General features: G+C 42.9%; 15 protein-coding genes. 10 read left to right on the forward strand and 5 right to left on the reverse strand.

All coding sequences use genetic code 11. The features are described 5' to 3' along the window. Positions 1-15: 15 nt before the first annotated feature. From AACU33_RS37670 to AACU33_RS31300, 5 genes are all read right to left on the reverse strand, one after another. A complete protein-coding gene (locus AACU33_RS37670; RefSeq protein ID WP_445291775.1) occupies positions 16-252 on the reverse strand; it encodes a DUF4351 domain-containing protein in 237 nt (78 codons plus the stop codon). A gap of 27 nt (positions 253-279) precedes the next feature. Next, positions 280-504 carry a hypothetical protein gene (locus AACU33_RS31285; protein ID WP_096594176.1) on the reverse strand — a complete coding sequence of 75 codons (225 nt, stop codon included), beginning with the start codon at positions 502-504 and terminating at the stop codon, positions 280-282. Positions 505-728: 224 nt separating this feature from the next. Further along, positions 729-2,132, reverse strand: a complete 1,404-nt coding sequence (locus AACU33_RS31290; RefSeq protein WP_096594177.1) for an NAD(P)(+) transhydrogenase (Re/Si-specific) subunit beta — start codon at positions 2,130-2,132, stop codon at positions 729-731. After that, positions 2,129-2,422: an NAD(P) transhydrogenase subunit alpha gene (locus AACU33_RS31295; RefSeq protein ID WP_096594178.1), complete on the reverse strand. Its 294-nt coding sequence runs from the start codon at positions 2,420-2,422 to the stop codon at positions 2,129-2,131. The genes AACU33_RS31290 and AACU33_RS31295 overlap by 4 nt, the downstream gene beginning before the upstream one ends. Before the next feature lie 88 nt (positions 2,423-2,510). Continuing rightward, complete coding sequence (locus AACU33_RS31300) at positions 2,511-3,683, reverse strand: Re/Si-specific NAD(P)(+) transhydrogenase subunit alpha (protein WP_096594179.1); 1,173 nt, start codon at positions 3,681-3,683, stop codon at positions 2,511-2,513. 836 nt (positions 3,684-4,519) lie between these two features. Here AACU33_RS31300 and AACU33_RS31305 point away from each other — a divergent pair. The 10 genes from AACU33_RS31305 to AACU33_RS31350 all read left to right on the forward strand — a co-directional run bounded on the left by AACU33_RS31305 (position 4,520) and on the right by AACU33_RS31350 (position 13,444). Beyond that, complete coding sequence (locus AACU33_RS31305; protein WP_096594181.1) at positions 4,520-5,032, forward strand: DUF2808 domain-containing protein; 513 nt, start codon at positions 4,520-4,522, stop codon at positions 5,030-5,032. Between the two features lie 164 nt (positions 5,033-5,196). Beyond that, positions 5,197-5,331 (forward strand): 50S ribosomal protein L34, encoded by a 135-nt coding sequence (rpmH, locus tag AACU33_RS31310; RefSeq protein WP_015139827.1) that lies wholly within the window; start codon positions 5,197-5,199, stop codon positions 5,329-5,331. A gap of 25 nt (positions 5,332-5,356) precedes the next feature. After that, complete coding sequence (rnpA, locus tag AACU33_RS31315) at positions 5,357-5,779, forward strand: ribonuclease P protein component (RefSeq protein WP_096594182.1); 423 nt, start codon at positions 5,357-5,359, stop codon at positions 5,777-5,779. Continuing rightward, positions 5,766-6,155 carry a PH domain-containing protein gene (locus AACU33_RS31320; protein WP_096594183.1) on the forward strand — a complete coding sequence of 130 codons (390 nt, stop codon included), beginning with the start codon at positions 5,766-5,768 and terminating at the stop codon, positions 6,153-6,155. Before rnpA ends, AACU33_RS31320 begins: the two co-directional genes overlap by 14 nt. A gap of 235 nt (positions 6,156-6,390) precedes the next feature. Further along, the gene (yidC, locus tag AACU33_RS31325) at positions 6,391-7,536 is read left to right on the forward strand and encodes a membrane protein insertase YidC (RefSeq protein ID WP_096594184.1); all 1,146 of its coding nucleotides are present in this window, start codon (positions 6,391-6,393) and stop codon (positions 7,534-7,536) included. A gap of 2 nt (positions 7,537-7,538) precedes the next feature. Continuing rightward, positions 7,539-8,054, forward strand: coding sequence for a R3H domain-containing nucleic acid-binding protein (locus AACU33_RS31330; RefSeq protein ID WP_096594185.1), 516 nt, complete (start codon positions 7,539-7,541; stop codon positions 8,052-8,054). Positions 8,055-8,183: 129 nt separating this feature from the next. Next, positions 8,184-8,690 carry a YceD family protein gene (locus AACU33_RS31335; protein WP_096594186.1) on the forward strand — a complete coding sequence of 169 codons (507 nt, stop codon included), beginning with the start codon at positions 8,184-8,186 and terminating at the stop codon, positions 8,688-8,690. 631 nt (positions 8,691-9,321) lie between these two features. Then, entirely contained in the window at positions 9,322-10,833 is a 1,512-nt protein-coding gene (locus AACU33_RS31340; protein ID WP_096594187.1) for an AAA family ATPase, read from the forward strand. 159 nt (positions 10,834-10,992) lie between these two features. After that, positions 10,993-11,541, forward strand: coding sequence for an SH3 domain-containing protein (locus AACU33_RS31345; RefSeq protein WP_096594188.1), 549 nt, complete (start codon positions 10,993-10,995; stop codon positions 11,539-11,541). A 367-nt stretch (positions 11,542-11,908) separates the two neighbouring features. Further along, positions 11,909-13,444, forward strand: coding sequence for a peptidoglycan-binding domain-containing protein (locus AACU33_RS31350; RefSeq protein WP_096594190.1), 1,536 nt, complete (start codon positions 11,909-11,911; stop codon positions 13,442-13,444). Positions 13,445-13,446 lie beyond the last annotated feature (2 nt).

Consider the following 13,446-nt stretch of genomic DNA (forward strand, 5'->3'; position numbering starts at 1 on the left):
GATCGCTTTTTTATCTTATTGTGACTGTTGCAGCCAAGCCACTAGATCGGCTTCAGAGGAGAAATTTAGTAAAACTTCTGCTAAATCCTTTAATTGAGTTAAGGATATGCTGTCTCTTTCCAGATAAACGGTAATCTCTGGGAAAAATAACTCGATGAATTCCCAGAAGAAGGTGGTTAGCAATTCTTTAAATAGGCCATCGTGATTAGATTTATAGGACTCATATTTGATTTGTGAAAAAACTAAGTACACTGTTATTTCTTCTTCCCTATTCCCTCCCTACGCAAATAATTTTAGAAATAAAAGTGGATTCCTATATATCATTATTGTCCGATAATCGTGTCTATCGCGCTTGGATAAACCTTCGCGTAATTCCATCCACACTGGCACAACTTCATCAATTGGCGCTTTGACAGCAAACAGCGAATATTCGGGGTGTCCGCCATAAATCATATGTAGAAAATCAATAACCCCTAGTTTCTGCAACTGTGTTGTTCCGAGCATAATTAATGCACATCTCGAATTACAAAACTTCTGAAGACAAATTCACCCGTTATTTATGGCACGAGCAAATATATAAATCAAAACCTATTTTTTATTATTCCCAAATTTAAAAGCCAGCTAATACATAGTATTAGCTGGGTCAAAAGTGGAATATTGAAATTAATTAAACTATTTCCTAAATTAGAATCCCGACTTTTTCAATAAGTCGGGATTCTCGCAGTCTTCTACAACTGCTTCACTTCCGAAACCAACTTCGCCACCATATCCTTCGCGCTACCAAAGAGCATTGTAGTTTTATCCTTGTAGAACAACTCATTATCTACACCAGCAAAACCTGTACTCATCCCGCGCTTAATCACAATTGTCTGCTTCGCCCGATCTACTTCCAAAATTGGCATTCCATAAATTGGGCTATTAACATCAGTACGCGCTGCTGGATTCACTACATCATTTGCCCCAATTACTAAAGCTACATCTGCTTGCTCAAATTGGGGATTAATATCATCCATGTCATACAGCTGGGTATAAGGCACATTTGCCTCAGCTAGTAACACATTCATGTGTCCTGGCATTCTTCCTGCAACGGGGTGAATGGCATACTTAACATCAACGCCCATCCGTTCTAGTTGATCTGTTAATTCCCGAACGCTATGTTGTGCTTGAGCAACTGCCATTCCATAACCAGGCACAATTACTACAGAACGGGCATAACCCAACATCATCGCGCCTTCTTCAGGATCGATACTGCGGACGGTTTGATCGGTTGCACCACCGCTAGCTACACCACCAGCCGTGCCACCTGTACCAAAAGCGCTGAACAGCACGCTAAATAGGGAACGGTTCATTGCTTTACACATAATCTCAGTGAGGATAATCCCGGAGGCTCCCACCAATGCACCAGCGATGATTAACATATTGTTCATCACCACAAATCCGGCTGCGGCTGCGGCTATCCCTGACAGAGAGTTCAACAGCGAAATTACCACCGGCATATCGCCGCCACCAATGGGGATGACGAACATCACACCCAATATTAGAGAAACAGCAACTACTGCTAAGAAGATGGGTAAGCTATCTGGTGTAACGATCAAGTAGGCACTACCTACTACATAAGCACCCAGAAGTAAGAGGTTAAATGGTTGCTGGAAGGGAAATGTAATCGGGGAACCGCTAATTAAGCCCTGCAATTTGGCAAAGGCGAGAAAACTACCTGTGAATGTGACACCACCGATTAACACATCCAGTAGCATGGAAATGTTGACATCAAGGGGTACGGGCGCGCCAGAATCCAATAACCGCCAGAATTCTGCAACAGCAACTAATGCAGAAGCTGCACCACCCAAACCGTTGAGTAAACCCACCATTTGAGGCATTTCTGTCATTTGGACTTTGTAGGCTGCGATCGCACCAATAGCAGATCCAATTGCCAAGCCTAACAAAATCATCTCGTAGTTCAACACATGCTGATCTAGCATGGTGGCGACAATTGCCAGCAGCATCCCTACAGCTGCTACAACATTACCGTTCCTTGCTGTCGCAGGTGAACCTAGCTTTTTTAAACCCAGAATAAATAAAGATGCAGCGACTAAGTACGTCAGCTGAATCCCAGTTGGTAGAAAATCGCTCACGCCTTAATCTCCTTTTTCTTAAACATTTGCAACATTCTGTCTGTGACTAGGAAACCGCCGACGACGTTGACAGTTGCTAGTACCACCGCAACTAAACCTAAAATCACAGATAGATTAGTGTTTCTCTCGCCAGCAGCCACAATTGCCCCAATCACTGCAATGCCAGAAATCGCATTTGAGCCTGACATTAATGGTGTATGCAAGGTAGGTGGCACTTTGTTGATGATTTCAAAGCCGGTAAAAGATGCCAGCACAAATACAAACAAAGCAGCAAGTAATGCCTCTGTCATGAAATAAAAACTCCTGTTTGCAACCAAATTTAGGCAGCTAATAATCCTTTTAGTAGCGAGAATCTACTATCTGCCTTCCTTCGGTAAATTAATGTTTTCCTATTTGAGTACTTAATGCTTGTAATGCTTCTTGCACTCGTTGATTGCGAATTTCACCTGCGTGGCTGACACAAGCCGCATCAATAATGTCATCGGCAAAGTCCACCTGCAAAGCTTTGTCTTTATTAATCAGTAATTGCATCAATGATGTCAGGTTCTTAGCATACAACTGGCTGGCGTGGACTGGCATTGATGATGGAAGATTAATCGGCCCGATGATAGTAATACCGTTCCAAACGATGTCTTTACCGGGATCGGTGCAAGCGCAGTTACCACCTTGCTCGGCGGCTAAGTCTACAATTACTGAACCAGGCTTCATCTGTTTCACCATTTCTTCGGTGACTAACAGAGGTGCTTTTTTACCTGGAACTTGGGCTGTGGTAATCACTACATCGGCATTTTTGATGTGTTCGGCAACAACTTCTTGAGTGCGTTGTTTGCTAGCTTCAGAAATTTCTTTGGCGTATCCACCAGCCGCAACAGTTTCTTCTTCGAGTTTAACTTCAACAAATTTCGCCCCTAAGCTTTGGACTTCCTCTTTAACAGCAGGACGGATATCAAAAGCTTCTACCACTGCTCCCAAGCGTCTTGCGGTGGCGATCGCTTGCAATCCTGCCACGCCTGCTCCCATGATAAATACTTTAGCTGGGGCGATCGTACCTGCGGCGGTGGTCAGCATGGGGAAATATTTCGGTAATGCTGCGGCGGCAATTAATACAGATTTATAACCTGCTAAAGATGCTTGCGAAGACAATGCATCCATGCTTTGCGCTCTAGTAGTACGGGGGATCATTTCCATACTCAAAGCTGTGACTTGGCGATTTGCTAACTGCTGCACCACCAAAGGATTGCCCAAAGGATTGAGGAAGCTAATCAATACAGATCCTGCTTTCAGAAAATCAATTTCGGAGCGTCCATCTTCACGTTCTTGTGGCGGACTGACTTTCAATAAAATATCAGCTTCTCCCCATAATGTAGCGGGGTCAGCAATAATTTTAGCTCCTGCTGCTTCATAAGCAGAATCACTAAAAAACGATCGCTCTCCTGCACCTGTTTCTACCCAAATTTCTAAACCTTGCTTTACCAATCGGGCAACGATGTCAGGAATTAATGCCACACGACGCTCACCAACTTCTATTTCTTTAGCTACTGCTATTCTCATGAAATCTCCTGGAGATAAATACCTAATCTCTGCCAACTGTGTAATTTTTTCGCTGAGTTATTCCCCGTTCTCATGCTGCATAGGCTGGGGATCTCAGCCATTGCTTCTATTTTGTAGATTGAACCTTGACCGTTTCCTGTTTCACTGACAATTCCCTAGGCCAAGCTTCAGTTTGCCATTCACAGATGTCACACTTGCAGACAATTTTAATAGGCTTACATACTGCACATCCTATGTTGATTCCCAAATTTTGCATCTGTGTCTTCAGCTTATTTTAGGGATTGAAAAATTTTGTATTCGTCTATTACATAATGCAATATGCATCCACTTAGCAAAATCTTGATTATTCCCAAAGTAAAATTTGATGATTGCTACTTCGATTCACGCTCGTTTTTATCAATTTAGCCCAACTTAACAGGCGATCGCTGATTGTATGGCTCAATTTTTATAACAAAACTCTTACAATTTAGATACACTTGTACATATTCAGAAACACAATCTCATTATGACTGTGTTTCTATCTAGCGTTAAAAAGCAGTTCAAAGTAAGTTACAAGCTGGTATACAGTGAATCAATCGCTTTGCAAAGCCTAAAGTACTTGCTAAGAATTAATCAGCCAACCAGCAAATCGTTAGTCCGTAAAGGTAGTGAGGTAAAGAAAAACAGTGTTAAAAATATCACTAAAAGCTCTCTGGCTCGAAGATCTCAGACAGATGGCACTTTAAAAAACTATTTGGCGTCTATTTTGAGAAATTCAGCAGTAAAGTTTAGTTACGAATACTAAACTTTTAGTTATTTAGATAACCAAGCATACTATCTGATAGAGGAGCTTAACTATGCGACGTTTACTTTCGACTTTAGCCGTGACTAGCTGTTTGCTGACTGGGTTTCAAGCTGTAAGCTGGGCACAAGGTTTACCAGGATTGACTCTATTTAGCGGTGTCAAAAGCGAAAACCAACTGCCATTCCGCTTAGATTTTGGTGGGCAAGCAGATGGCTGGGATCGTTATATCCTAAGAATTCCCGCTAAAAGAATGAAATTGGCAGTAGCGCAATTTGCGATTACATACCCTGATTATTACAAAGGAAAATTCGATCCCAAAAATATTGAGGTCAAAGTCAAAGACAAAGCTGTTCCCCTTTCTGAAGTGAAGTGGGATAAAGAAGGCCGCGTGATTCAAATTTACCCCCAAGAGCCAGTGCCAGCGGGTAGTAAGGTAGAACTGGTGTTATCTAATGTGAAAAACCCAACCTTTGGTGGAACTTATTATTTCAACTGCCAAATTCTCTCTCCAGGTGACGTACCGCTATTGCGTTATATGGGAACTTGGATCTTGAGCATCAATTAAGATATCGATCGTTTGTTAAGGGACAAGGAAAAACAGAGCAGAATAGCTATAGTCTATTCATCCTTGCCCCTTGGCTGTTAACCGGAATCTCTATCTTTTGCTTGTAATAGTGATAAAATAAGAGATTGTGACTTTTTATAAAAATCACCTAAGAGGAGCACAGTATGCAAAGAACCCTGGGCGGCACCAACCGTAAGAGAAAGAGAACTTCTGGTTTTCGCGCTAGAATGCGTACCCCAGATGGGAGAAACGTGATTCGCGCCAGAAGAAAAAAGGGTCGTCATCGTTTGAGCGTTTAGGGTAAATTAGGCGAAAATAGCATCTGTGGCTTTGCCCAAAGCAAATCGGCTAAAATCCCGAAAAGATTTCCAGGCAGTTTTCCGAGAGGGAATTCGGCGTCATGGTTCCTATTTCACGTTAAGGGCCCTGAAACCGTCGGTTTCCAAACACTCTTCTTTGGATACTGCCCCTGAAAATATACGGTCAACTGATACAGCACATCTGGATAGCACAAAATTTGGCATTGCCGTTAGCACAAAAGTTAGCAAACGTGCAGTAGTTCGCAACCGGATTAAACGGCAAATAACGGTAGCTTTGTATCAGTTATTGCCCAGATTGTCACCTGGATGGCGGTTAGTAATAGTTGTGAAACCAACAGCAGCAGAACAAGAGTGCGTAAGCCAACAATATCTGCAAGAATTAGAGCAGTTGTTAGCACAAGCCGAGGTACTAGATGGGCATTCGTGAAGAAATTTATTATGAAGGCGGCCCTCATATTGGGGATTTGATTCTCAATATTTTGATTGGGTTAACTGTTATCGGGATACCATTAACAGTTGGGGCGATTGTCAGGGCTTTGTGGCTACGCTTCCGGATCACCGATCGCCGCATTTCTGTGATGGGTGGTTGGATGGGACGCGATCGCACTGACGTAATTTATTCAGAAATTGTCAAAATTGTGAAAGTTCCTCGCGGTCTTGGTTTTTGGGGAGATATGGTACTAACCCTGAGAAATGGCAGTCGTTTAGAAATGCGGGCTGTTCCGAATTTTAGAGCAGTCTATGACTACATCAATGAAAGAGTAGCTGCCAAAAATTCTGAATATAGTACAGCTGCCAAGTAATCAAGTGCCATCAGTACGAAGCCAAACACCTTCCTTGACTCATCAGTGCCAGTCTGTGCAAGTGGTTAAACCTACCTATGCAGCTGGCTTCTGAGGAATTTTGGCGGATTGATTTTAGCATTCATTTTTTCAGATCGTGGGCGGCTATCCGTAGTGGATGATAGTCGCAGACAAATCGTGATTTAGATAAATTAGATTCAGTTAGTTTACAGTACCTCAGGTTGAATTCAGAATAATGGATTTTGGTATCGGGTTTCTCTCGAACAACGTGATGCTGCCAATCATAGATTTTTTCTATAGCATTGTGCCTAGTTATGGATTGGCGATCGTTGCCTTAACATTGATAATCCGCTTTGCGCTCTATCCCCTGAGTGCTGGTTCCATTCGGAATATGCGGCGGATGCGGATTGTCCAACCTCTGATGCAAAAGCGGATGGCAGAAATCAAAGAGCGTTATAAAGACGATCCGCAAAAACAGCAAGAGGAAATGGTCAATGTCCAAAAGGAATTTGGCAACCCTCTAGCTGGTTGTTTGCCACTGCTGTTGCAAATGCCAGTGTTGTTAGCGCTGTTTGCCACTTTGCGGGGTTCGCCCTTTGCTGGGGTTAACTACAGCGTTAACCTGCAAGTCTTTCCCTCCGAACAAATCGAACGAATTCAACCCCAAGCCTTTGCAACTCCTCCTCAAAATATCTACATTGCTGATGGGGAACACAGCCGTGTCACTGCTATCCTCCCCGGAGGTAATAAATTAGCGGTAGGAGAAAGAACCAAGATTCAATACCAGACTGTTGAAGGCAAACCATTTCAGGTGCTTTTGGCAGAACACCCAGAAAATAAGCTGACACCCGAATGGAAAGTCACCAAAGGGGAAGACAGAATCAAAATTGACGCTGAGGGTAATATAGAAGCCTTACAGCCAGGAGATGTCACCATTCAAGGTACTATTCCCGGACTGGCAGCAGATAAAGGATTTCTGTTTATTGATGCCTTAGGTAGAGTAGGCGCAACCGATCCCGATGGCACAATCCACTGGGATATTGTCGCTATGGTAATTTTCTTTGGGATTAGTCTCTACGTTAGCCAAATTCTTTCCGGGCAAAATTCCAGTGGGGGCAACCCACAGCAGGATACAGTTAACAAAATCACCCCTGTGATCTTTTCAGGGATGTTTTTGTTCTTCCCATTGCCTGCTGGGGTTTTGATGTACATGGTGATTGGAAATATTTTCCAGACCCTACAAACCTTTATTCTCTCCCGCGAACCCTTACCGGAAGAACTACAAAAAATTGTAGCAACCCAGGAAAAAGAAGCAGCAACGGCAGATCAAAAAGCATTGCCGTTTGAGCCAAAAAGTTCTAAGAAGAAGGCTACAAATTAATCATGAGCAACAGTCCCATGCAGCGAGGGCAACAGTGGTTAAAAACACTGCTGCTACTTACTGGGGTATCTGCTGAGGTTGAGGGTAATTTAGAACCCGCTCAACCTCAGAGCGGCGACTCCGAAGAACCAGATAACTACTGGTTAACAATTGATGAAACACAACTAAATCCCGATCAAATCAGAATTTTGATCGGGACTGATGGTTCAGTACTAGATGCAATTCAGTATCTAGCCAATTCAGTACTGAACATCAACCAACCACTAGAAGAGCAAGCTTCTTATACCATCGAGTTGAATGGCTACCGCGTCAAACGAGAAGCGGAAATTCGCGCATTGGCTGAAGCTGCATCGGAAGAAGTGCGAACTACAGGGAGAGAAGTAGAAATAAAATCCCTAAGTTCGGCGGAAAGACGGCAAATTCATACATTTTTAAAGGAATTTTCCGATCTAGAAACCTTTAGCCGTGGTAAAGAACCACATCGACATCTTGTAGTTCGTCCCGCGATCGCACCTTAGGCAAGACCAGGGAACACGGAGAAATGACTCTTGAGCGCTGCCTCGAAAAGCTAAAATAAAGATCTAAGATCGGCAAAATTGCTGGTAATTAAACTAAGTTTCGTTTGGTGAGGATATCTCACAAATCCTATGGACGCAATTTTTATTCCGCAGCTCACCAAAGCCCCGGAGCGGACAGAGGAAATTCAAGTTAAAGAATTTCTGCCTGGTTTGGAAACTTTGACCCCTGTTCGTGGTGTTATTCGCGTGCAGCATCAGGGTAATTATTTAGAAGTATCCGGTCAAGCAGAAGCCATTATTACTTGTACTTGCAACCGCTGCTTACAACAATACAATCAACGTTTGGTAGTTGATACCAAGGAAATCATCTGGTTAGATGCAACAGCTAATCAACCACAAGACTTGCCATTAGAAAGAGAAGTAGCAGTGGAAGATTTGATAGAAACTCTACCACCTGATGGCTATTTTCATCCCAGCGAATGGTTGTACGAACAGATGTGTTTAGAGTTACCTCAGCGCCAGCTATGCGATCTCAATTGCCCAGGTATTTTGAGTAGTGCTGCTGAAAGTGCTGAAAAACCAGTTGATAACCGTTGGGCTTCTTTAGAAGCATTGAAAAAGAAGCTTCCGGGCTAGTCAATTAAATTCTGAGTCAGTACTTTAGTGCGAAATTTGAGCGCTTAAGCGCTCATCAAAAATATTTGTAATCATGAATATAGTGATAGCAGTAGGCAATAATAATCACGATTTTGATGTCATTGACTAAATTTTATTTGTAGCTGTGCAGTAACAGAACATTAATTAACACCCATACTTTCAAGGAAGCAACCGATCGGGACGCGATGGCTTACAGTATCGATGTATCACCAGATTTGAGAGTTATGTTATAAGCCAAGACAGTTCAGATAAGAATCATTAACCGCCGATAAACGAGGCAGTGCATTGGGTGGGTTCCCGCAGGTTAGCAACTGCTTTGCCGATAAATCAAGATATTTAATCCTTATTTTGTGTCTAAGCCCAATTAACTGAACAGTATTGTGGTGCAAGCCAAATGGAAAACAAAGTTCTAATTCTGTTTGATGTTTCTGGCTAAATGGGATAAATCCCTGTTCTATTATTCATAGCGCCGTTCAGACAAGATAAGAGATGATTTCGGGGATATAAGCTTGAGCATATTTTGGGAACGATCGATGTTTTTGGTTGTGAGAGACGGTACAACCCTTAACAATGAAATAAGAACTGATAAAAACCCAATTAACAGCTACTTATGACCTTCCGTGATGAGTTTAAATTGCTGCTACGTGCCCGCTATCCTTTGATTTATATTCCTACATACGAAGAGGAACGGGTAGAAGCAGCGATCCGGGAAGAAGCAGCAAATCAAGGTAATCGCCCAGTATATACTTGGGATTTTGTTGATGGCTACCAGGGGAATCCCAATGATGCGGGTTTTGGACGGCGCAACCCCCTGCAAGCTTTGGAATTTATCGAAAAATTGCCAGCCTCAGCACCAGCGGTCTTGATTCTGCGAGATTATCATCGGTTTTTAGAAGATGTGGCGATCGCGCGCAAACTCCGTAACTTAGCTAGACTCCTGAAATCGCAACCGAAAAATATTGTGATTTTGTCACCCCGGATTGCGATTCCTGACGATTTAACTGAAGTGCTGACGGTGGTTGAATTTCCTTTACCAGCCGCCGCCGAAATTAAAACCGAGGTAGAACGCTTGCTGCAAGTAACTGGCAACTCTCTTTCTGGTAAAGTTACAGACGACTTGGTACGCTCTTGTCAAGGGCTATCAATGGAAAGAATTCGTCGGGTTTTGGCAAAAGCGATCGCCACTCACGGCGAACTACAACCAGAAGATGTGGATCTGGTTTTGGAAGAAAAGCGCCAAACCATCCGTCAAACGCAAATTCTAGATTTTTACCCCGCCACCGAGCAAATTTCTGATATTGGCGGATTGGATAACCTCAAAGATTGGTTGCTGCGCAGGGGTGGCTCGTTTACCGAACGAGCGCGACAGTACGGATTACCGCACCCCCGTGGTTTAATGTTGGTGGGGATTCAAGGTACGGGAAAATCTTTAACCGCAAAAGCGATCGCTCATCATTGGCATTTACCTTTACTACGCTTAGATGTAGGACGGTTATTTGGTGGTTTGGTAGGGGAATCAGAATCGCGGACTCGCCAAATGATTCAAGTGGCTGAAGCTTTAGCACCTTGTGTTTTGTGGATTGATGAAATAGATAAAGCTTTTTCTGGACTTGGTAGTAAAGGAGATGCGGGAACAACTAGCCGCGTATTTGGTACGTTTATTACTTGGTTAGCCGAAAAAACTTCACCTGTGTTTGTTGTCGCCACCGCTAACGACATCCAAGCCTTACCACCAGAAATGCTCCGCAAAGGGCGATTTGATGAAATTTTCTTCGTAGGTTTACCCACTCAAGAAGAGAGAAAAGCAATTTTTAACGTTCATTTATCCCGACTGCGCGCCCATAACTTGAAAAGTTATGACATCGATCGGCTAGCATACGAGACACCCGATTTTTCAGGAGCAGAGATTGAGCAAACTTTAATTGAAGCGATGCATATTGGATTTAGCCAAAATCGTGACTTTACCAACGACGACATTTTAGAAGCTGCTAGTCAAATCATTCCCTTAGCAAGAACTGCTGTAGAGCAAATTCAACAACTCCAAGAATGGGCTGCGGCTGGGCGAGCAAGGCTAGCATCGAAACAGAGTCCGTTAAGCGATACCTTTGGTAAGCTACGCTAACGTCATGAACAGCAGATGCAATAATAGGTAGTCAAAAGTCAAGAGTCAATAGTCCATAGTCCATAGTCAACAGTCCATAGTCTATTGACTATTGCTCATTGACCGCTGACCATTGATCGCTGACCATTGACTATTCAACCTTGACCTTTGATACCTTCTATGTTTTCTAACTTACTAAAATTTATACTTGGGTTTTTCTTAGCGATCGCTATTTTAATTGGTACAGGTGTTGCTACAGCGCTTTATTTCATGAATAGAACCGCAATACCTCCGACGAAACCAATTTTTTCCAACGATCGCCCCACCCAGAGAACCCAAAATGTCAAAGCCACTGAAAAAGTAGCCGCAAAAGCTAGCCCCACTCCGGGAACAGCTTCCAACTCAACCCCCTCCCCTACTCCTACTCCTACTGAGACTCCCAAGACGCAGGAATCACCAAAACCATTACCACCAGGAGCTTACCGAGGAACAGTTACTTGGTCTCAAGGCTTGAGTTTGCGAGCCGAACCAAAACAAGATGCTGAACGTGTTGGTGGCGTTGGTTTTAATCAAAAAGTTGTGATTTTAGAAGAAAGCAGCGATAAATTATGGCAGAAAATTCGCCAGGAAGATACCAATCAAGAAGGTTGGGTCAAAGCAGGTAATACTCAGAAAATTGAGGAAAATGAGGAGGTACAACAGCCAGAAAAACCAGAACAAGACCGATAGAAAGCTAAAGCCCTGTAACTTAATTAAATATGTGTTTGATTCAATTAACCTGGGGAAGCCTTGCTTGCCAGGTTACTTTTTTTGTAGGTATTAATTCTTCCAAGTTCTGGCGATCCTATAGTATACTGGTAGCCAAAATTTCTGAGAAACTTACTAGCAAGCAACTCTATTGTTGTGATATTTATCAACTCAAATACTTAGATGATGCGATCGCACAACAGAGTATAAAAATTTTTACTTATACTATTTGCCGCCCGCCACCTTGGCGAAATGCCGAGCCAAGAGTCAAGGAGCATAATATTTTGAAGTTTGAATTGTTTGTTTTCTTTCCTATTTTTCCCCTATTAGTATCTAAACCTCTATATTTATGAAAACCATTGGTTATCTACATATCACCTCAGTCTCCGAAGTATCCCAAAGCCTTGAGATTGTTCCTGCCCAAAGAAATTTTAGATTCTGGAATTGGACGACACTGTCTAGCACAGTTGCAATGCGTTTTTTATCTGTAGCAATAACCTTGGCAATTCTCAGTATAGCTGGGCAAACTTTAGCACTTCAAAAAATAGGCAGTAATGGCTCTGACGTGGCAAATACCCAGAGTTGTTTGAAAAGATTAGGTTACTTTCGCGGACCAGTTAACGGTAACTTTGGTTCGATAACCCAGCAGGCTGTCATCGCTTTCCAGCAAGCTAAAAAACTACCTGCTGATGGAGTTGTTGGCCTAAGCACTCAACAAGCACTACAACAAGCCTGCCAAGGTAGAACTGTTAATAGGAATAGGAATGTTAATACTAATTTGCGACTAGGTAGCAGAGGCCCAGAAGTAGTAAAGCTACAACAGCGTTTGCAGCGCTTAGGCTATTTTCAAGGCCCAATTACAGGCTATTTTGGCCCGCAAACTCAGCAGGCGTTAATCCGTTCCCAGCAACCGACTAGAAGTAGTGCTAATGCTACTGTTCCTCGCAGAGTCCCGCAAGCGACACTGAACAGACCCAGCCAAGGAGGTAGTTACCCTGTTCTGTCTCAAGGTAGTCAAGGTCAGGAGGTAATTAGGTTGCAACAACGGCTGCAACAGCTAGGTTATTTAAATACTAATCCGACTGGTAATTTTGGCCCTCTAACTAGAGATGCTTTAATTGCATTCCAGCGCAATTCGGGTTTAACTGCCAATGGCATTACAAATCAACAAACGTGGAACAGACTGTTAAGTTATTCTCCGGGTACTGTGCAAGACACAACAAGTCTTTCCGTTCAGCAAGTGCGAGAACTGCAAGAGCAGTTACGAGATTTGGGGTACTTGAATGCTAATCCAACTGGCAATTTTGGCTCTATGAGTAGGGATGCTCTGATTCGATTCCAGCGAGATTACCAACTAGCTGCTGATGGCATAGCAGATACACAGTCCTTAGAAACAGTACGTGGAGTCTGGCAAAATCGAGCTATGGCTGCCAATCAACCAACAAGAAACTATCTTACTGTTGGTGATAGTGGCGAGAATGTGAAAGCAGTGCAAGCGCGTTTGTTGCAATTAGGCTTTTTTAACGGCAATCCTGATGGCTATTACGGTGAAAATACTAGAGCGTATGTGTACGCCTTCCAGCAATATTCGCGACTCAATCCTACAGGAAATGTAGATGCACAAACTTGGCAAGCGTTAGGGTTGAATAACTCTACTGGAGAAAATACTACTAATACTAATCAGAATCGCTATGTAGTAGTAGTCCCAATTCATAATGCTGACACTCTCAACAAAGTACGACAGTACATAGCTAATCCTGTTGTTGAGAAATCAAGTTTAGGGGATTATGTCAATGCTGGAAGATTTGCCAATCGAGCCGAGGCTGAAAATCTGACTAAACTTTTACGCTCCTATGGTTTAGATGCACGGGTAGAGTATTTTTAATT

The organism is Calothrix sp. NIES-2098 (assembly GCF_963875125.1).
Lineage (GTDB): Bacteria > Cyanobacteriota > Cyanobacteriia > Cyanobacteriales > Nostocaceae > Aulosira.

Bases quoted from the DNA above. Each gene is read 5' to 3' on its own strand.
- AACU33_RS31285 (WP_096594176.1), bottom strand. From the start codon at position 504: ATGCTCGGAACAACACAGTTGCAGAAACTAGGGGTTATTGATTTTCTA.
- AACU33_RS31295 (WP_096594178.1), bottom strand. From the start codon at position 2,422: ATGACAGAGGCATTACTTGCTGCTTTGTTTGTATTTGTGCTGGCATCT.
- AACU33_RS31300 (WP_096594179.1), bottom strand. From the start codon at position 3,683: ATGAGAATAGCAGTAGCTAAAGAAATAGAAGTTGGTGAGCGTCGTGTG.
- AACU33_RS31305 (WP_096594181.1), top strand. From the start codon at position 4,520: ATGCGACGTTTACTTTCGACTTTAGCCGTGACTAGCTGTTTGCTGACT.
- rpmH (WP_015139827.1), top strand. From the start codon at position 5,197: ATGCAAAGAACCCTGGGCGGCACCAACCGTAAGAGAAAGAGAACTTCT.
- AACU33_RS31320 (WP_096594183.1), top strand. From the start codon at position 5,766: ATGGGCATTCGTGAAGAAATTTATTATGAAGGCGGCCCTCATATTGGG.
- yidC (WP_096594184.1), top strand. From the start codon at position 6,391: ATGGATTTTGGTATCGGGTTTCTCTCGAACAACGTGATGCTGCCAATC.
- AACU33_RS31330 (WP_096594185.1), top strand. From the start codon at position 7,539: ATGAGCAACAGTCCCATGCAGCGAGGGCAACAGTGGTTAAAAACACTG.
- AACU33_RS31335 (WP_096594186.1), top strand. From the start codon at position 8,184: ATGGACGCAATTTTTATTCCGCAGCTCACCAAAGCCCCGGAGCGGACA.
- AACU33_RS31340 (WP_096594187.1), top strand. From the start codon at position 9,322: ATGACCTTCCGTGATGAGTTTAAATTGCTGCTACGTGCCCGCTATCCT.
- AACU33_RS31345 (WP_096594188.1), top strand. From the start codon at position 10,993: ATGTTTTCTAACTTACTAAAATTTATACTTGGGTTTTTCTTAGCGATC.
- AACU33_RS31350 (WP_096594190.1), top strand. From the start codon at position 11,909: ATGAAAACCATTGGTTATCTACATATCACCTCAGTCTCCGAAGTATCC.